The organism is Burkholderia diffusa (genome assembly GCF_001718315.1).
GTDB classification, from domain to species: Bacteria; Pseudomonadota; Gammaproteobacteria; order Burkholderiales; family Burkholderiaceae; genus Burkholderia; species Burkholderia diffusa_B.
In genome coordinates this window covers 1685293-1705739 of the sequence record NZ_CP013362.1, presented here as the reverse complement: position 1 = coordinate 1705739, position 20447 = coordinate 1685293, and the positions used below count along the sequence as shown (strand labels likewise).

The following is a 20447-nucleotide window of genomic DNA, read 5'->3' as shown; positions in this document are numbered from 1 at the left end:
TGCTCCACTTTTTCGATGCGGTCTCCGACCGCCTTTGTCAAAGAGCGAAAGCCATGCGGCCCGCGCTCGCCCCGTCTTGATGTCGTTGTTCATGCAGCGCCCCGGTCGGGCCGTCGTGCTCGGCAGGCGCGGCCCCTTCCTCGAGCGACGCGCAGATCTCGTCCGCGCGCCGCGCCAGGACCGACAGCAGCGTGTCGGACAGGCCGTGACTGTCTTCGCAGCAGCCTTGCAGGTAGATGCGCGGCGCGAAGTGCCCGGGCGTCGCGAGCTGGTAGTCGCGCGTGACGTCGCCGCGCGCGAGCGCATCGCCCAGATGCGGCGCGAGCCCTTCGAGCAGCGCCGAATGCGTGTCGCGCCGATAGCCGGTCGCGAGCACGAGCGCGTCGAATCGCTCGACGCGCGTCGCGCCGTTCATCCGGTCGCGCAGCGTCAGCTCGATGCGGCCGTCGGCGGTGCGCACTGCGGCCTCGATCGCGCGGTTCGCGAGCAGCGCGTGGCGCGGCGTGCCGTCGATGCGCTGCAGGTACAGCATTTCGTAGATCTGCTCGATCAGCGGCCGGTCGACCACCGCGTAGTTGGTGTCGCGATAGCGCTCGAGCAGCGCGCGGCGCGCGTCGTGCGGCTGTGCGTAGACGACGTCGGTGAACTCGGGGCTGAAGATCTCGTTGACGAACGGGCTGTCGTCGGCCGGTTTCAATGCACCCGCGCGCATCACGAGGCTCGCGTCGACGTGCGGGAAACGGCGCGCGAGGTCGATGAACACCTCGGCCGCGCTCTGTCCCGCGCCGATCACCGCGATACGGCGGCGCTCGCCATGCGGCGCCGCGACCAGCCGGTCGATGTCGGTCAGGTAGGAAGACGAATGAATCACGAGATCGCGGCCGAGCGCGGCGAACGCGTCTGGCACCGCCGGCGTGCCGCCGACGCCGACCGACAGCGCGCGCGTCACGCGCTGGCGCTCGTGGCCGGCCGCATCGCGCGACAGCACGCGCAGCGCGTCGATCCGCGCGCCATCGCCGCGCACGGGCTCGATCGCCGTGACGGTTTCGCTGTAATGGACATGCTCGTCGAATGCATCGGCAACCCAGCTCAGGTAGTCGTGGAATTCGACGCGGGTCGGATAGAAGTTCTTCAGGTTGACGAATTCGTTCAGCCGTCCGCGTTCGAACAGGTAGTTGATGAACGTGTAGCGGCTCTTGGGATCGCGCATCGTGACGAGATCCTTCAGAAACGAGATCTGCATCCGGCAGTCGTCGAGCAGCATCCCGCGATGCCAGCCGAATTCCGGCTGGCGTTCGACGAAGCAATGCGCGAACGGACGCGTGCCGTTTCGTTCCGCGAGGCGCACGGCCAGCGCCAGGTTCGACGGCCCGAAGCCGACGCCGATCAGGTCGAATACGGTTTCTCTCTGCATGTCTCTCAGCTCCCTTGTCGGTGAAACCGGCCCGTCACACGTGACGGCCGGAGAAGAAGGTCTCGCGCAACGTGCGCATCCACAGCGGCTGCCCGTCGGCGAGCGCCAGGCGGCGCTGCCGCGCGAAGCCGTGCCGCGCGAGGGTGTCGACGACCCGCGCGCGGCCGCCCGGGACCGCGCAGCCGACCGCTTCGGTGCGCGCATCGTCGAGAAACAGGTAATGCACGACCGACGGCAGCCAGCCCGCGACGCACTGCGGGCCGCGCCAGCGCGATTCGCCAACCAGCATCCGCAACCCGCGGTCGTAATCGCGCGCGCCGACGTGCGGCGCGAGCGGGTCTTCCTTCAGCCAGAACGCCTCGACGTACGCGAACGGTTCGCCGTCGAAGCAGCCGACGAGCGGGGTCACGTGCGGATCGGCATCGGGCGCCGTGCCGTCCGCGCCGGGCTGCGTGCCCGGCCAGCCGTCGCGCACGCGCGGCGCGTCGAACCAGTGCGCGAGGCGCACGGCGTCCTCGCCCGGCTGCCAGCCGCGCAGCGTAAAGCGCACGCCGAGCGCCGGCAGATCGCGCGCATACACGTCGCCACGCGGCGCGGGGGGCCGGCGCGGATGCCGCCGGCCGTCGGTCAGCATCGGCAGCGTCGCGCATGGCAGCGGCGTGCCGACGCGCCACAGATCGGCCTGCTGCGCCCAGCCTTCACGCATGCACAAACCGCCGTCGGCGAGCACGCCGCTCGCGCGCAGCGCATCGAGCGCGACCGCCGGCCACGCGGCCGGGTCGAGCCGGATCGCCGCACGGCGCGCATCGTCGGCAAACGCGGCGGCGAGCGCGGCCAGCAGCGCGCGGCGCTGGTCGCCCGGCGCCGCACGATGGTTGTACGCGACGAGGCGCAGCGTGCCGTCGTCCGCGAGTTGCGCGCGCAGCAACTGCGCGCCGATACCGTCGCCCTGCGCGACGCGGATCTCCGCATCGTCGCGCACGGCGAACAGGCCGTCCGCGAATGCGAGACGGCAGGTATCCGGCATCGTGAATCCGTCCGGACGCACTTCAGCCAGCATCGCGCACCTCCTCCGTTTCAGCCGACGCATCGATACGCGCACCGAGCGCCGCGAGCGTCGGCGACGCGAATACGTCGGCCACCGTCAGTGCATGCCCGGCGCGGCAGGCCGCATCGACGAAGCGCACGACGTCGAAGGAAGTCGCGCCGGCTTCGAACAGGTCGGCGTCGGCTGCGGGCGCGGCCGTCGCGAACGTGTCGGACCACAGCGCGGCGAGCGCGGCTGCCGCTTGCGGCGCGCGCGATGACGGCGCGACGTGCGCCGCCGGACTGCCCGACGCTCCGTCCGCGACCGCCGCCGACGAGGCGAACAGCGCATCGGGCGCGCCGAGCGCCACTTGCTGCGCACCCGCGAAACGCGCGACTTCGTCGTGGTAAAGCCCGACGAGCGCGTCGACGAATGCGCCGTCGAGCAGTTCGTTCGCATACGAGAACGCGGCGCTCACGCGGCCGTCCGGATGTTCGACGACGTCCAGCTCCAGCGTGAACACGACGCGATGACGCACGTCGTCGAACTCGGCAAGCGACAGGCCGGCCCAGTCGCGCGCGGCGGCACCGGCCGGACGCAGGTAGTTGAACATCACCTGGAACAGCGAATTGGCGTGCGCGGCACGCGGCGCGCGCAGCGCGGCGACGACGTCGGCGAACGGCACGTCGGCATGCGCATACGCGGCGAGCGCCGTATCGCGCACCTGCGCGAGCACGTCAGCGCGGCATGCCGCCGAGTCGAGCCGCGTGCGCACGACCACGGAATTGATGAAAAGACCGAGCGCGTCGCGCGCTGCGTCGCCCGTCAGCTCGCGCGTCGATGCCAGCACGCCGACCGGCTGGTCGGCCGCACCGGTCAGACGGAACAGCGCGGTGTTGAGCGCCGCATGCAGCAGCATCGGCAGCGTCGCGTGCGCGGCCGACGCCGCGTCGCGCGCGGCACGGATCAGCGATGCGTCGAATTCGAACGCGATGCGCGTCGCGCGCCATTGCGGGACGGCCGGCGCATTCGCGCGCTGCGGCAGCACGGGCGGCGGCAGGTCGGCCAGCGCGTCGCACCAGTACGCGACGCGCGCCGGCCGGCACGGCGCGGGCAGCACGAGCGACGTGTTTTCTGCCGTCGTCGACGTCGATGCCGAAGTGGCTGACGCGGCTTCGCCGCGCACGAACGCGACATAGCGTGCGCGCACCGCGTCGAGCCACAGTTCGATCGATTCGCCATCCGACACGATGTGATGGATCGTCACCGACAGCACGTGATCTTCGTCGCCGACACGCAGCACGCGGGCTCGCCACAGCGGCGCATCGGCCGCGAGATCGAACGGCGTGAGCGCATCGGCGTCGGTCAGCGCCGCCGCCCGGGCAAGCGCATCGGGCCGTGCCGACAAGTCGACGAGCGGCAACGCAACGGGCGTCGCGGCGACGATCCGCTGGCCCGGCAGCATGCCGTCGCGCGCGACGAGCCGCGTGCGCAGCGCCGGGTGCGCGGCCGTCGTGGACGAGAACGCCGCGCGCAGTGCGTCGACGTCGAGCGGACCGCGCACGCGCAGCGTGACCGGAATGTTGTACGCGGCGCTGTCCGGCTGCGCGCGCCACAGGAACCACAGGCCGAGTTGCGCGGGCGACAGCGGCCATACGCCGTGCGCATCGGGTTTGACCATCGCGATACCCGGCGCCGCGGCGCCGCCGTGCGCGGCGCGCGGCGCGTCGGCCATCTGGCGCGCGTATTGCGCGAGCACCGGCGCTTCGAACAGCGCACGCACGGGCACGTCGCGGCCGAGCCGCTCGGCGACGCGCGTGGCGACGCGCACTGCCGCCAGCGAATGGCCGCCGAGTTCGAAGAAGTGATCGCCACGGCCAACGCGTTCGACGTTCAGCACGTCGCGCCAGATCGCCGCGAGCGCGGCTTCGTCGCCGTCGTGCGGTGCTTCATATGCGCGTTCGACGCGCACCCGCGCCGGCAACCGCGCGCGGTCGACCTTGCTGTTCGCGTTGCGCGGCAGCGCGTCGAGCACGATCAATTGGGCGGGCACCATGTAGTCGGGCAGCGTGCGGCGCAGGTGCGCGTCGAGCGTCGCGGCCTCGACCGGTTGCGCGGCCGCCTGCGCGTCGGCGGTCAGTTCGACGTAGGCGACGAGCTGCGCCTGCGCGCCCTGCCCGTGCACGATCGCACATGCTTCGCGCACCGCATCGTGCGCGGCCAGCTGCGCCTCGATCTCGCCGAGCTCGATGCGCAGCCCGCGCAGCTTCACTTGATGATCGACGCGGCCGATGAAGTCGAACACGCCGTCCGCGCGGCGCCGCACGAGGTCGCCCGTGCGGTACAGGCGCGCGCCCGGCGCGCCGTACGGATCGGGCACGAAGCGCTCGGCCGTCAGCGCGGGACGATCGAGATAGCCACGCGCGACGCCAATCCCCTCGCCGCCCAGGTACAGCTCGCCGATCACGCCGACCGGCAACGGATGCAGCCGCGCGTCCAGCACGTGCGCGGTGCGCGCGCCGACCAGCGTGCCGATCGGCAGATACGCGGCGTCGCCCAGTTTCGCGAGATCGTCGCCGGGGCGGAACATCCACAGCGTCGGCGTAATCACGGTTTCGGTCGGGCCATAGCCGTTGACCACGCGCACGTTCGGCATCGCGCGACGCAGCATCGCGAACGCTTCGCGCGACGTCGCTTCGCCGCCGACGGTCAGCGAGCGCAGCGTCGGCGGCGCGCCGTGCGCGAGCGCCCATTCGGCGAGCTGCGCGGCGCAGCCGGGCGGCACATAGGTCATCGTCACGCCGTCGCGAATCATCATCGCGCAAGTCTGCGCGGGCGGCCACAGCACGTCGGCCGTCACCGACACGGCGGCGCCCGACAGGTATTGCGAAAACCAGCCTTCGTGCGCGCCGTCGAAGTTGACCGACTGGAACAGCAGGAACACGTCGTTCTCGCCCGCGCCGTAGCGCTCGACGATCGCCGCGCAATGCCGCGCGAACGCCGCGTGATCGACGATCACGCCCTTCGGCTTGCCGGTCGAGCCGGACGTGTAGATCACGTAGGCCGCATGGCCGGGCAGCACGTCCGGCAGCGCGACGTTCGCGGCTTCGTCGAGTCCGTCGACTTCGTCCGCGCGCCAGATGCGCAGTGCCGGCAGCTGCGGCAGCGATGCGGCGCTCGCGCCGTCGGTCAGCACGTGCGCGATGCCCGCGTCGCCGACGATCTGCGCGAGGCGTTCACGCGGATGGGCCGGATCGAGCGGCACGAACGCGGCGCCCGACTTCAGCACCGCGATCAGCGCGACCAGCAGGTCGACCGAGCGCTGCAGTGCGACGCCGACGCGCATTTCAGGTCGCACGCCCGCCGCGACGAGGTTGCGCGCGATGCGTGCCGCGCGCGCGTCGACCTCGCCGCGCGTCAGCGCGCGATCGATGTCGGCCACACCGCGTGCGTCGGGCCGTGCCTGCGCATGCGCGGCGATCCGTGCGTGCACGGGAACGAACGGTTCGGCTTCGTCCGCGCCTGCCGGCGCGTTCCACGCGAACAGTTGCGCGCGTTCGTCGGCCGGCAGCCAGTCGAGATCGCCGACCGGCATATGCGGGCGCGCGAGCGCATCGTCGAGCAGCGCGACGAAACGTGCGGCCAGCCGCGCGATCGCGTCGCCGTCGAACAGGTCGAGCGCGTAGATGAACGCGGCGTCGAACGTGCCGTCGGGCGTCGCCTCGACGGAAAGCGTCAGGTCGAATTTCGCGGACGGCGTGCCGGACGGCAGCAAGGCAGCTGCCGCCGTGCCCAGCGCCGGCAGCGCGCGGCGCTCGCCGTATGCGGCCATCACCTGGAACAGCGGATGATGACTCGCGCTGCGCGGCACGCCGAGCGCGTCGACGACCTGCTCGAAGGGCACGTCCTGGTGCATCTGCGCATCGACAAGCGCGCGCTGCGTGCGCGCGACCAGCGACGCGAAATCGCCGTGCGCGGGCACGTCGACGTCGATCGCGAGCGTGTTGACGAAGAAACCGATCAGGCCGGCCGTTTCCGCGCGTTCGCGGTTCGCGGCCGGCACGCCGACGCAGATCCGCGCATCGCCGGTCGCGCGTGCGAGCAGCACGTCGAGCGCCGCGAGCAGCACCGCGAACGGCGTCGCGCCCGACGCGGCCGCGAACGCCCGCAGCGTCGCACCGGTGCGTGCATCGAGCGAAAACACGTGACGCCCGCCGCGTGCGCTGCGGCGAGCAGGCCGGGCGGCCGCGCCCGGCAGCGTCAGCACGCCGCGCTGCGGGTCGAGCCGCTCGCGCCAGAACGCCAGCTGCCGGTCGCGCTCGCCGGCTTCAAGCCAACGGCGTTGCCACAGCGCATAGTCCGCATACTGGATCGGCAGCGGCGCGAGCGGCACCGGCGCGCCCGACGCATACGCGCGGTAGAACGCCGCGAGCTCGTCCAGCATCACGCCCGACGACCAGCCGTCCGACACGATGTGGTGAACGGTCAGCGCGAGCCAGTGATGCGTCGCGTCGAAGCGGATCAGGTGCGCCCGCACGAGCGGCGCCACGCCGAGATCGAACGCGCCGGCTTCATCGGCCATTGCGACGCTTTCGGCGCGCGCGACGCGCTGCGCGTCGGGCAACGCTTCGAGATCCGTCTCGCGCCACGGGCAGCGCAGCGGCGGATGGATCGTCTGCGCGACGCCGTCCTCCGCTTCGTCGAAGGTCGTGCGCAGTGCTTCATGGCGCGCGATCAGCGCATCGCACGCAAGCCGCAGCGCATGCGCGTCGAGCCGTCCCGTCAGCGCTAGCCGTTCGGTGATGTGATACGCGTGCGGCGCGTCGATCAGCCGCGCGTGCAGCCACAGTCGCGTCTGCGCGAACGATGCCGGCACGCGGTCGCGGCGCGGCGTGCGCGGCGGGATCGGCAGCATGCGGAAGTCGATGCCTGCCGCGCCGAGCTTGTCGATGAACACCGCGCGCTGCGCATCAGGCAGTTGCGCGAAGCGCGTCGCAAGCGCGAGCCAGTCGGGTTGAGCCTTCGTCATCCGTCGTCCTTATTGAATTTCCAGTTCGCCGAGCAACGCATCGATCGCGCTCGCGGCGTCGGTCTCGCCGCGAGCCGCACAGGCCGCGTCGATCACCTCCGCGCAGCGGGCGAGCGTACGGGTGTCGAACAGCGTGCGCAGCGGCAGCGCGAGGCCCCAGTGCAGGTTCGCCTGCGCATGGGCTTGTGCCGCGAGCAGCGAGTGGCCGCCGAGCTGGAAGAAATCGTCGTCGCGGCCGATCGCGTCCACGTGCAGCACGCGCTGCCAGATCGCCGCGAGCGCGCGCTGCGTGTCGGTCGCTAGTTCGACGGCCGCGGCCGCCTCGCGCACCGGCGCGGGCAGCGCATGGCGATCGCACTTGCCGTTCGGCGTGACCGGCAGCGCGTCGAGCTCGATCAGCTGCGACGGCACCATGTAGGCCGGCAACTGCGCGCGCAGCGAATCCAGCAACGCGGCGCGGTCGAGCGAACCCGCGTCGCCACACGCGACATAGCCGACCAGTTGCTCGTCGCGCACGATCACGACGGCGTCATGCACGCCGGGCGCGGCCCGCAGCAGCGCCTCGATCTCGCCCGGCTCGATTCGCTGGCCACGCAGCTTCACCTGCGTGTCGACGCGGCCGAGGTAGTCGAGCGCGCCGTCGGCGCGACGCCGCGCGAGGTCGCCGGTGCGATACATGCGTGCGCCCGGCGTGAACGGATCGGGCACGAAACGCTCGGCGGTCAGCCCCGGGCGGCCGAGATAGCCGCGCGCGAGGCCCGCGCCCGCCAGATACAGTTCACCCGTCGCGCCGGCCGGCACCGGTTGCCAGGCCGCGTCGAGCACGTGCAGTTGCAGGTTCGCGATCGGATGGCCGATCGGCACAGCGACGGCGCTCGCGTCGTCGGGGCCGCAGGTCCAGTGCGACACGTCGATCGCGGCTTCGGTCGGCCCGTACAGGTTCACGAGCGTCGCGCTTGGCAGGAGGCGCGCCACCTTCGCGACGAGTTCGGGCGCGAGCGCCTCGCCGCTCGCGACGATCAGGCGCACGCTGTCGCATTGCGCGGCGGCCGAAAAATCGTCGAGATACGCGGCGAACGCCGCCAGCATCGACGGCACGAAGTGCAGCACCGTCACGCCGTGCGCATGGATCGCGGCCGCGAGGCGGGCCGGATCGCGGTGGTCGCCCGGCGCGGCGATCGCGAGCTTCGCGCCAATCGCGAGCGGCCACACGAATTCCCACACCGACACGTCGAAGCCGAACGGCGTCTTGTGCAGTACGACGTCGTCGCGAGTCAGCCGGTATGCGTGCTGCATCCACGCTATCCGGTTCGCGAGCGCGCCGTGCGAGTTGCCGGCGCCCTTCGGCTTGCCGGTCGAGCCGGACGTGTAGATCAGGTATGCGAGCTGTGCATCGTGGATGTTGGTTGCAAGGTCGGTGGCGACATCGCCCGCTTCGTCCGCGAGCAGATCGGCCACCGTCAGAAGCCGGGGCGACGCGTCGTTGCCGAGCGCGACCTCGACCTGCTCGCGCAGATGCGCCTGCGTGATCACGACCGCGGGCCGCGCGTCGCACAGCAGGTACGCGATGCGCTCGGCCGGATAGTCGGGATCGATCGGCAGGTAAGCGGCGCCGGCCTTCAGCACGCCGACGAGCGCCGTCACCATGTCGAATGAACGCTCGACACACAACGCAACCGGCGTGTCGGGTCGCACGCCGCGCCGGCGCAATGCAGCGGCGACGCGCGTCGTGTTCAGGTCGAGCTCGCGATAGGTCGCGCGCTGCACGCCGCCGTCGGCATCCGCGTATTCGAGCGCGATCGCGTCGGGCATCGCGCGTGCGGCGGCCGCGAACTGCAGATGCAGCGGCTGCCGTTGCGCATCCGGCCACGCCCGTGCGGTGTCCTGTGCGAGCGCCAGAGCGGCGCGCGTCTCGCCGTCGGCGATCGACAGCGTGCCGAGCAGCGCATCCGGCGTGCGCGCCAGCGCGTCGAGCGCGCACGCGAACGCGCGGTGCCAGCGTTCGACCTGGTGTGTATCGATGCGCGCGGCGTCGTAGCCATAGTCGATCGTGAGCTCGGCGCCGCTCTCGATCACGAGCGTCAGCGCGAAATCCGTGGACTCGATGCTGCGCACGCCGCTCAGTGCGAGTGCGCGCGGATCGGCGTCGCGCGCCGTGTCGTCGACCGGATAGTTCTCGAACACGACCAGCGTGTCGAACAGCGCACCGCCGGCGCCGCGCGCCCAGCGCTGGATGTCGGCGAGCGGCGTATGCGCGTGCTCGGCAGCAGCCGCGTTGTCGCGCTGCAGCGCCTGCAGCCAGTCAGACGCGCGCTGGTGCGACTCGGGTGCCGTGATGACCGGCAGCGTGTTGATGAAGAGGCCGAGTACCGTGTCGACGTCCGCGAGCGCATCGGGACGGCCCGCGACGGTCGCACCGAACGCGACGGCCGGCTGGTGCGTCATGCGCTGCAGCGCGAGCGCCCACGCGCCCTGCACCAGCGTGTTGACGGTCAGCTTCAGCGCACGCGCCGTTTGTGCGACACGCGTCGCCGCCGTCGTATCGATCGTCGCGCGCCATGTGACCATTTCGGCGTGCGCACGATCGGCAACGCGCTCGGCGATCAGTGTCGGCGCGTCGAGACGCGCGAGTCGCGCAGTCCAGAAGCGCTCGTCGGCCGCGCGGTCGCGGGTGCCGAGCCACGCGATGAAGTCGCGATAGCGCAGTGCCGGGCGGCGCTCGAACGGCGACACCGCATCGGGATCGCGATAGTCGCGCAACACGTCCGCGAGCAGGCGCGCGGTGCTCCACCCGTCGAGCAGCACGTGATGACGCGTCCATACGACGCGCCACGCATCGTCGGCGACGCGGATCAGCGTGAGCCGCATCAGCGGCGGCTCCCGCCAGTCGAAGCCGCGTGTGCGGTCGGCCGCGAGCCACGCATCGAAATCGGTGTCGAGCGTGTCGCCGCGCGTCCGCCAGTCGAGCTGCTCGACCGGCATCCGCGCATCGCGATGCACGCATTGCAGCGGCGCGGCCTCGTCGGGCATCACGCTGGTGCGCAGGATGTCGTGGCGTGCGACGGATGCGGCGAACGCGGCCGCGAGCCGATCGGCGTCGAGCGCCGTCGCGGTCGCGACGAGCTGGTTCACGTAGCTTGCATGACCGGGCGCGAACAGCGCATGGAACAGGATCCCCTGCTGCATCGGAGACAGCGGATACACGTCGTCGATCGTGCGCCAGTCGAGCGGTGCGCGCTCGATCGCGGCCTGCGTGAGGCCGCCGGCCTGGGCAAGCGGGAAGTCGCCCGGCGTCGCACCGCCGCCGCGATGCGCGACACGCGATGCGCATGCGTCGGCGAGTTCGCGCAGCGCGGCGGCGAAGCGATTCGCGAATGCATCGATCGTTGCGCGCTCAAACTGCGGCGCACCGTATACCCAGTGAACCTTCAGCGTGCGTGCGCCGTCGCGGTCGGTATCGAGGTACGCGTGAATCGCGAGCGTATTGCCGAGCGGCCCCTGCGGGTCACGCTCGATGCCGGTGCCGCCGAAGCGCCGCACGAGCGTTGCGTCGCGCGGTGCATCGAACTGGCCGAGATAGTTGAACGTGACGCGCGGACGCGGCACGGCGGCCAGCGCCGCACGCGTTGCCGCGTCGCCGTGGTGTGCGAGCACGCCGAAGCCGAGGCCCTTGTTCGGCACCGCGCGAAGCGTGTCCTTGACCGCGCACAGCGTGTCGCGCGCGGTGGCCTCGACCGGCAGCGTGACCGGAAAGTGGCTCGTCAGCCAGCCGATCGTGCGGCTCGCGTCCGCATCGTCGAACAGCGCCTCGCGGCCATGCCCCTCGAGCTCGACGCGGCACGAGGCGGCGCCATCGGCGCCCGCCAGCGCCAGTGCGAGCGCCGCGCCCAGCAGTTCGATCGTCTGCGTGCGATACGCGGCGTGCGCGTCGGTCAGCGCGGCGCGAGTCAACGCTGCGTCGATCGTCTGCACGACGACGGCCGCGTCGGCGTTCGTCGCCGGTGCGTCGGGATGATCGGGCACGAGGTCGTCGCCCTGTGCCATCCGGGTCCAGTAAGCGGTTTCGGCGGCGAACGGCGAGACCGGCTCCGTCGCGGCACGCGCGAGGCGTGCGGCCCAGGCATCCGCACGCATGCCCGGCTGCGACAGGCGAACCGGCGCGCGTTCGCATGCGGCGCGATACGCGGCGTCCAGATCGTCGAGCAGGATGCGCCACGACACGCCGTCGACGATCGCATGATGAATCGCCAGATACAACTGCGTCGCGCCGTCCGGCAGCCGCGCGGCGCATGCGCACGCGAGCGGCCCGCGGCCGAGATCGAGACGGCGCTGCAAGGCGTCGAAGCGCGCCAGCGCGTCGGCTTCGTCGCGGGCGGCGACCTCGACGAACGGCAGCGCATCGTACGGTTTCGCCGCATCACTCGCGTGCCAGTGGCCGTCCGCGCCGCGTGCGAAGCGCTGGCGGAACGCGTCGTGATGCGTGAGCAATGCGTCGAACGCGCGCGCGAATGCATCGGCGTCGAATGGACCGCGCACGTCGAACGCGACCGACTGGTTCCAGTGGCCCGGATGCGGCACGTCGAGCGCGAAGAAGCGCTGCTGTGCGGGCGTCAGGATCGCCGCCGCGGCAGCCGTTGCGGCCTGAACCGACGTCTGCGCCGGCGCTGCCGATGTCGTTGCCGGCGTTGCGGCGGCGACGTCTTCGGTCTTTGCGATGCGCGCGAGTTCGGCGACCGTCGGGCCGTCGAACAGCTGCTTCGGCGTGAAGCGCACGCCGCGCTTGCGCGCGCGTGCGATCACCTGCAGCACCAGAATCGAATCGCCGCCGAGCTCGAAGAAGTTATCGTCTCGGCCGACGTGCGGCGCTTTCAGCACCGCCTGCCAGACTTCGGCGAGCGCCGTTTCGACCGGACCCCGCGGCGCGTCGCCGACGGCCACCGCCAGCGGCGCGGCGGCCAGTTCGCGCAGCGCCGTGCGATCGATCTTGCCGTTCGCGGTCACCGGCAGACGCGCGAGCGCGACGAACTGTGCGGGCACCATGAAGTCGGGCAGCGTCGCGCCGAGTGCCGCGCGCGTGGCAGCCTCGTCGAATGCCGCGCCGTCGCGCATCACGACGAACGTCGCGAGCCGCAGGCGGCCGTCATGCTCGATCGCGAGCGTCTCGGCCTGCACGACCGGGCCGGCCGCGCGCACCGCCGCGCTCACCTCGCCCGGCTCGACGCGATAGCCGCGAATCTTCACCTGGTCGTCGATGCGGCCGAGGAACGCGAGATGGCCGTCCGCGCGCAAGCGCACGCGGTCGCCCGTGCGATACAGGCGCGCACCGGCTGTAAACGGATCGGGCACGAAGCGCTCGGCGGTCTGTGCGGGCCGGTTCAGGTAGCCGCGCGCCACGCCCGGCCCGCCCAGATACAACTCGCCCGTTGCACCGGCCGGCACGCACGCGCCGAACGCGTCGAGCACCAGCGCGCGCGCATTCGGCAGCGGCAGGCCGAGCGGCACGCCGCTCGCGGGATCGCGCGCATCGGCGCCGATCGACGCGGTGTCGCACGCGATCGCACCCACGGTCGCTTCGGTCGGCCCGTAATGGTTGATCACGCGACAGGCCGGCGCGAGCGCGGCCAAGCGCGCGACGAGCGCCCACGTCAACGTTTCGCCGCCGGTCACGAGCGCGTGGCGCGGCAGCACGTCGGACGGCACGCGCGCGTCGAGCAGCGCCTGCAGGTGGTTCGGCACGATCTTCAGCACGCCGACGTCGCGGCGGCGCATCTCGTGTGCGAAGAGGTCCGGATCGAACGCGCACGCGGGCGGCAGCAGGTGAAGCGTGCGGCCCGCGCACAGCGCGCCGAACAGCGTCGTGTGGCCGAGGTCGGCGGCGACGGTCGACACCATCGCGAACGACGCGTCCGGTGCGAATGCGAGTTCGTCGAGCATCCCCTGCACGTAGTCGGCCAGTGCGCCGTGCGACACGACGACGCCCTTCGGCGCGCCGGTCGAACCCGACGTGTAGATCAGATAGGCGCCCTGTTCGGGATGCGGCGCGACGCGTACGCCGTCCGCATGCGCAAGCGTCGCGTCATGCACGAGTGTGTCGACATCGAGCGGCTGTGCGGTGCTGGCTGCCGGCCACGCGGCCGCATCGCGACCATGCGCGACGAGCGCCCAGCGCGCGCCGCAATCGGCAGCCGCCGCCGCGATGCGTGCGGCCGGCTGGGCCGGGTCGAGCAGCACCGCCAGCGCGCCGGCCTTCAGTGCGCCAAGCAGGCCGACGACGAAGCGGGCCGAGCGCTCGATGCAGACGATGACGGGTGCGTCGGCCATCACGCCTCGCAGCGTCAACGCACGCGCGATATGGTTCGACGCATCGTCGAGTTCGGCGAACGTCAGCGACGCCGACGCATCGGCAAGCGCGACGCGATGCGGATACGCGGCAGCCTGCCGCGCGAAGGCGGCGACGATGTCCGCGTGTTCGATGTCCAGCGCACGGCCGTCGCGCGGCTGGCGCAGCGCCGGCGATGCGTCGCACGGCAGCGCGGCCGTGGTGCGGTGCGGTTCATGGGCGGCGGCGGCGACGAGCGCTGCATAGCTGTCGAGCCACGCGCGCGCGGTGTCGGCATCGATGCAGTCGGTCGCATAGGCGGCGACCAGTTCGATTCCGCGCGCGTCGTCGGTGAAATCCAGCGCGAAGTCGAAGCGCGCGGCGAGATCCGGCCCTGGCGTCGCGACCGCGGTCGCGCCCGGCAGCACGCTGTCGTGCCGTGCATCGAACTGCTGCGCGAATTTCACGCGCAGCCATTCGTCGCCGCGCTTGACGGGCGGTTTCACCGCATCGACGACACGCTCGAATGGGACGTCCTGGTGCGCGACCGCATCGAGCGCCGCCGTGCGCGCCGCGTCGACCAGCGCGCGGAACGGCAGCGTCGGCGCCACCCGCACGCGCAGCGCGACCGTATTCAGGAACAGGCCGAGCAATGCACGCGTTTCCGGGCGCTGGCGATGCGCGACCGGCACCGCGACGACCACGTCGGTCTCGCCGGTCAGGCGCGACAGCCATGCGTCGAGCGCGGCCAGCAGCACCGTGAAGACCGTGGCCTGCGCATCGCGCGCGAGACGCCGGATGTCGGTGACGACCGCGTCGGGCAGGCGGACCGATACGCGTGCGCCGTGCAGCGTGCGCGTCGCGCCCGGTTGACGGTCGACCGGCAGCGCGAGCGGGCCCGGCACGTCGCGCAATGCATCGCGCCAGTAGTCGAGCTGACGCTCGCCCTCGCCGCCGGCGAGCATGTCGCGCTGCCAGTCCGCATAGTCGGCGTACTGGATCGGCAGTGCCGGCAACGACGGATCGCAGCCTTCCGCATACGCGCGATACGCGGCCGACAGTTCGTCGAATGCGCAGCGCGAGCTCCAGCCATCGCTGATCGCATGGTGCGCGGTCAGCAGCAGCCGGTGACGATCGTCGGCAAGCGCGATGAGCGTCGCGCGCAGCAGCGGCCCGTTCGACAGATCGAACGGCGTGCCTGCGTCGCGCTCGGCCATGCGCGCGGCTTGCGCGTCGCGTGCGGCAGGCGCTTGCCCGCGCAGGTCGATCGTCCCGATCGTAACCGGCAGATGGGCATGGATGCGCTGCATCACGATGCCGTCGTCGTTGTCGACGAGCGTCGTGCGCCACGCGTCGTGCCGCTCGATCACGTGATCGAGCGCGCGCTGCAATGCGGCGTGGTCAAGCGCACCGTCGATCGTCCAGTGTGCGGCGATGTGATACGCGGCGCCGGCGTCGCGCGTTTGCGCGAGCACCCAGAAACGCTGCTGGGCGAGCGAAGCGGTGCGATCGACGTACGGGACATCCGATGCGGCGGCATCGGCCGGCGCGCGGCGTGCGGCAATCGCGGCCAGCGGCTCGCCCGTTTCGCGTTCCGCGCGATCGACGTGCGCGGCCAGTTCCGCCAGCGCCGGATCGGCGAACAGCGTGTCGAGCCGCAGGTTCACGCGCAACGCGGCGCGGATCGCGGCCTGCAGTTGCATCGCGGCGAGTGAGTCGGCACCCAGCATGAAGAAGCGCTCGTCGCGCGACGGCGTCGCGTCGAGGCCAAGCAGCGTTTGCCAGAGGCCGGCGATCTGCTGTTCGGTCGGCGTGCGCGGCGCGTCGCCCGCGGGTCGTTCCGTGTCGCGGGCGGCCGCGATGCGCTCGCGTAGCGCGGCACGGTCGATCTTGCCGTTCAGCGTGTACGGCAGCGCATCGCAGCGCACGAACCGATGCGGCTGCCACGCGGCGGGCAACTGCGCGCCCACGTGCGCCTTCAGCGTCGCATCGTCGGCCGCCGCGCGCAGCGCGACGCACGCGATCAGCCGCGTGGGCCCATTGCCGGTTTCGGCGATGACGGCTGCGTCGGCCACCGCCGGATGCGCGCGCAGGCACGCGGCGATTTCCGCAGGCTCCACACGCACGCCGCGCACCTGGACCTGGTCGTCGAGGCGGCCGAGATAGTCGAACGTGCCGTCGGCGCGCAGGCGCGCGAGGTCGCCGGTTCGGTACACGCGGGCACCGGGTTCGCCGTGCGCATCGGGAATGAAGCGTTCGGCCGTCAGCGCCGGGCGGCCGTGGTAGCCGCGCGCCAGACATACGCCGCCGAGCAGCAGTTCGCCGCCCTCGCCCGGGTCGCCCTGCTCGTCGGCCCCGTCGCCGTCGATGCGCGCGACGCGCGGGCCGATCGCGCGACCGATCGGCAGCGCCGCATAGGCATCACCCGTCGCCAACGCCGGCGCGTCGCCTGGCTCGACCGGCCACAGCATCGGGGAGATCACGGCCTCGGTGGGCCCGTAGCCATTGATCAGCCGAACCGACGGGAACGTGCGGCGCACGAATTCGAATGCCTGTTGCGGCAGCGCTTCGCCGCCGAACGCGAGCACGCGCAACGCCGACGGGACGCCGTCGCGCGCGGCGACGGCCGCGAACTCGCGCAGATACGCAGGCGGAAACGCGGCGACGCTGATCGATTCCGTCACCATCAGCGCATGGGCGGCGTCCGGAGCGAACGGCTGCGGCGGCGCAATCGTCACGCTCGCGCCGACCGCGAGCGGCGCGAGCCAGCACTCGTGCGCGGCATCGAAATTGACCGACGCGAAATGCAGCAGGCGGTCGCCGCCCTCGATCGGCAGCGCGGCCGCGAGCGCGTCGCAATGCGCGGCGAGCGGCCCGTGCTCGACGACCACCGCCTTCGGCGTGCCGGTCGAGCCCGACGTGTAGATCATGTAGGCCGCCGAGCGCGGATGTACCGGCACGTCCTCGTCGTCGACGAAGGCGGCGGCACCCGCATCCGCGGACATCGCGTCGAACGCGTGTTCGAACGGCGCGCCGAGCGCCGCGCGGCCGGCCGCGTCGACGATCCCGTGGCGCAGTTGCGCGTCGCGCACGATCCAGTCCAGCCGCGCGGCCGGATGACGCGGATCGAGCGGCACGAATACGCCACCCGCCTTCAGCACGGCGAGCAACGCGATGAACAGCTCGCACGAGCGTTCCACGCAGACGCCCACCCGCACTTCCGCGCCGACACCGGCCGCGCGCAATTGGCGGGCAAGGTACGACGCGCGCGCGTCGAGCGCGCCGCGCGACAGGCGCAGGTCGCTCTGGAAAGGCGCGGCGAGCGCGGGCGCGTCTGGCGCACGGCGCGCCAGTTCGCGAATTCGGTGATGCAGCGCAGTCGGGAAACTCGTCATGTGCGTGAAGTCCTTCGGTCCGGCCGCTTCGGCCAAGTCTCGGGGCCGCATGGGGCGGCTTCACTGGTGTGACGAACGGCGCAGCCGATTTTTTACCGTCTTGCGCGCAAAGTCGGAACGAATGCACTTTTTGAACGCATGGCTAAATATTTGCGCGGCCCGTTCGTCTATCAGGGAGGAACGCCGCGACCGGGCCTGTGCCGTGCGCTGCTTTCGCACCAGTCCTGCCGTTTCCGCAAGGTTTGCCCGCCCTTCATTTACCGACGTTGCCGATGACCGCTGCCCACGAGCCTTCTTCCCCGCCGTCCCTCGACGCCTCCCCCGGCCGCCCAGCGGCCCGCCTGATCCTCGCGCTGCTGCGCGAAAGCCGCGCGTCGCTCGCGCTGGCGCTCGTTGCCTGCGTGCTCAACGGCGTCGCGAGCGTGCTGCTCGTCGCGACGCTGAACCGCGCGCTCGCGACGCCCGGCGCGGCCGATGCGTCGCTCGCATGGCGCTTCGCGCTGTGCGCGGTGATCGCGCTCGTCACGCGCATCGTGTCGGGCACGCTGTTCGCCCGGCTGTCGCAGGACACGATGGCACGGCTGCGCGTGCATCTCGCGCGGCGCGTCGGCGCGGCCGAGCTGCGGGACATCGAGCGGATCGGCGCGGCGCCCGTACAGTCGGTGCTCACCGACGACGCGACCAACGTGTCGATGCTGTTCTTCGCGCTGCCGAACCTGGTGATGCACGGCTCGATCGTGTTCGGCTGCCTCGGCTATCTCGCGTGGCTGTCGTGGCCCGTGTGCCTGCTCGCGCTGACCGCGATCGTCGCGGGCTCGCTCGGCTATCACACCGGCGATCGCCGCGCGATCGCGTCGCTCGAGGCGGCCGGCCACGCGCAGGACCGCCTGTTCGGCTATCTCGGTTCGCTGTTCTCCGGCGCGAAGGAACTGAAGCTGCACGACGCGCGCGCACGCCAGTTCGTCGACGGCCAGCTCGGCGCCGCGATCGGCGAGGTGCGCGACCACCGCCGCCGCGCGTTCAGCGCGTATGCAGTCGGCGTCGGCTGGATCATCTTCCTGTTCTATGCGTTCCTCGGCGCGGCCGCATTCTGGCCGCAGCTCGGCGTGCATGCCGATGCAGGCACGGCGGCCGGCTACGTCGTCGTGTTCCTGTTCATGCTGGTGCCGCTCGACGGACTGCTGAACAATCTGCCGACCGTCAATGCGGCACGTGTGTCGCTTGCGCGCATCGAAGGCGTGATGGCCGAATTCGGCGCGCTGCGCACGGTGCCGCCAGCCAGCGATGCGCCCGACGTGCCGGCGGCCGGCGCCGTCACGCTGCGCGGGGTCACGCACGCGTATTTCCATGAACGCGACGAACGCATGTTCCGGATCGGGCCGATCGACCTGACGATCCGGCCGGGCGAGCTCGTGTTCATCGTCGGCGGCAACGGCAGCGGCAAGACGACGCTTGCGAAGGTGCTGACAGGGCTCTACGAGCCGGAGGAAGGCGCGATCGAGGTCGACGGCCGGACGATCGGCTGGCGCGAGCGTGCCGCGTACCGGCAGCGCTTCAGCGCCGTGTTCAACGATTTCCACCTGTTCGATGCGTTGCTCGGCATCGTCGATCCCGACGATCCGGCGCGTGCGCAGGCCGACGCGCGCGCGAACGCGCTGGTCGCGAAGCTCGCGCTCGATCACAAGGTGAAGGTCGTCGACGGCGCGTTCTCGAACCGCGCGCTGTCGACCGGGCAACGCAAGCGGCTCGCGCTCGTCGTCGCGTATCTGGAGGACCGGCCGTTCTACCTGTTCGACGAATGGGCGGCCGACCAGGATCCGTCGTTCAAGGCGGTGTTCTACGAGCAGTTGTTGCCCGAACTGCGCGCGCGCGGCAAGGCCGTGATCGTGATCACGCACGACGATCGCTATTTCGGTCTCGCCGATCGGCTGCTGAAGCTCGACAACGGGCAGATCGTCAGCGACACGACGCCCGCGCGGTCACGCGCACGGGATGGCGCCGACGCGCTGAGCGCGTAAGCACGCATGAACACCGACCGCCTGCGCGCCGCAATCGGCGCGTGCAGGCGGCCGGTTTTCGGTTCGGCCAAGCGGAAAGGATCCGAAAAAGCGGAAGGAAATATCGTTCGGTGTACTGGTGTATTCGTGATGCCATCGGCATGCGGAGACTTGCGAATGCCTGTGCGACTCTCGTTTCCCCACCCACGAACGACAATCCGCGCGTTCAGCGCACGGCCGGCAGCCTCAGCAGCGTATCGGCCATCACGTCGGCGAGCTTCAACGCGGACATCGGCCCGCCAAACCCCCAGATGTTCCGCTCGACGAGTGCGATCCTGCGTTCGCGCAACGCGGGCACGAAACGCCACACCGGCGAGTCGAGCTTCGACGACAGCGGCACGTCCATCCCCGTCGCGGTGACGAACAGCACGGCCAGATCGCGTTGCCGCAGCAGATCGGCGGACGTCACGTAAAGCGTGCCTTCCCGCGTCGGCTTCTTCGGCCACGGGTCGAGCCCGAGCGCGCGCGCGAGGCCGGCCGACGTGCTGTTGCCCGTATAGGCCCAGTAGCGATCGGGCAACCCGAGATCCTGCAGCAGTGCGATGCGTTCGCCACCGCGGCCCGCGGCCTTGAGCCGTGTCGCGTTGCGCGCGATCCCTGCATCGAGCTTCCCTTCGATCGCCTTCGCACGCGCATCGCACCCGGTCACGGCACCGATCGTTCGGAAGATCTGCCGCATCCAGTCGAGCTGCGTGACGGGAACGCCGTCTTCCGACACGTTCGGACTGAACTGGAACAGGATCGTCGGCGCGATCCGGTCGAGCGCGGCAAAGATCGGCGCATGCCGGAAGCCGACGCCGATGATGAGGTCGGGCTTCACCGCGGCGATCGCCTCGAGCCCCGGCTCCTGACGCGAGCCGATGTCGGTCACGTGCGCGAGCCGCTCGCTTTCGTAGCCGAGCCAGCCCGGATAGAACGCGGTATCGGCCATGCCGACCGGCACGATGTCGAGAGCGATCACGCTTTCGGCAAACATGAAGTCGAGCGCGACCACGCGTTGCGGGCGCACGGGCATCGTCGCGCTCGCCTGCGATACGACGGGATTGCCGGCAAGCGAGCGGCCCAACTGGGGGGCGGTGCCGCCCTGCCCGCCGCGCGCGTCGTCCGCGACAGCGGCGGACGGTACAGCCAGCGCACCGCAGCATGCGGCGCCGAGCGCGGCCAGTGCGCCGAGCGCATGGCGGCGGCCGGCGTGTGGCAACCCAG

Annotated in this window: 6 protein-coding genes; 1 reads left to right on the top strand and 5 read right to left on the bottom strand. The window is 71.3% G+C overall.

The window, feature by feature from the left end:
* Positions 1-37 precede the first annotated feature (37 nt).
* From WI26_RS07835 to WI26_RS07820, 4 genes are read right to left on the bottom strand one after another with little or no spacing between them, the layout of a single operon-like run.
* Positions 38-1414, bottom strand: coding sequence for a lysine N(6)-hydroxylase/L-ornithine N(5)-oxygenase family protein (locus WI26_RS07835; protein ID WP_069225665.1), 1377 nt, complete (start codon positions 1412-1414; stop codon positions 38-40).
* Between the two features lie 34 nt (positions 1415-1448).
* Positions 1449-2474 carry a GNAT family N-acetyltransferase gene (locus WI26_RS07830; RefSeq protein WP_069225664.1) on the bottom strand — a complete coding sequence of 342 codons (1026 nt, stop codon included), beginning with the start codon at positions 2472-2474 and terminating at the stop codon, positions 1449-1451.
* The gene (locus WI26_RS07825) at positions 2464-7470 is read right to left on the bottom strand and encodes a non-ribosomal peptide synthetase (RefSeq protein ID WP_069225663.1); all 5007 of its coding nucleotides are present in this window, start codon (positions 7468-7470) and stop codon (positions 2464-2466) included. The genes WI26_RS07830 and WI26_RS07825 overlap by 11 nt, the downstream gene beginning before the upstream one ends.
* A gap of 9 nt (positions 7471-7479) precedes the next feature.
* Entirely contained in the window at positions 7480-17184 is a 9705-nt protein-coding gene (locus WI26_RS07820; protein WP_069226372.1) for a non-ribosomal peptide synthetase, read from the bottom strand.
* A gap of 272 nt (positions 17185-17456) precedes the next feature.
* Here WI26_RS07820 and WI26_RS07815 point away from each other — a divergent pair, with 272 nt between their 5' ends.
* Positions 17457-19202, top strand: coding sequence for a cyclic peptide export ABC transporter (locus WI26_RS07815; protein WP_059537391.1), 1746 nt, complete (start codon positions 17457-17459; stop codon positions 19200-19202).
* 205 nt (positions 19203-19407) lie between these two features.
* On the opposite strand, the gene WI26_RS07810 is transcribed toward WI26_RS07815, so the two are convergent.
* The gene (locus WI26_RS07810) at positions 19408-20442 is read right to left on the bottom strand and encodes an ABC transporter substrate-binding protein (RefSeq protein ID WP_069225662.1); all 1035 of its coding nucleotides are present in this window, start codon (positions 20440-20442) and stop codon (positions 19408-19410) included.
* Positions 20443-20447 lie beyond the last annotated feature (5 nt).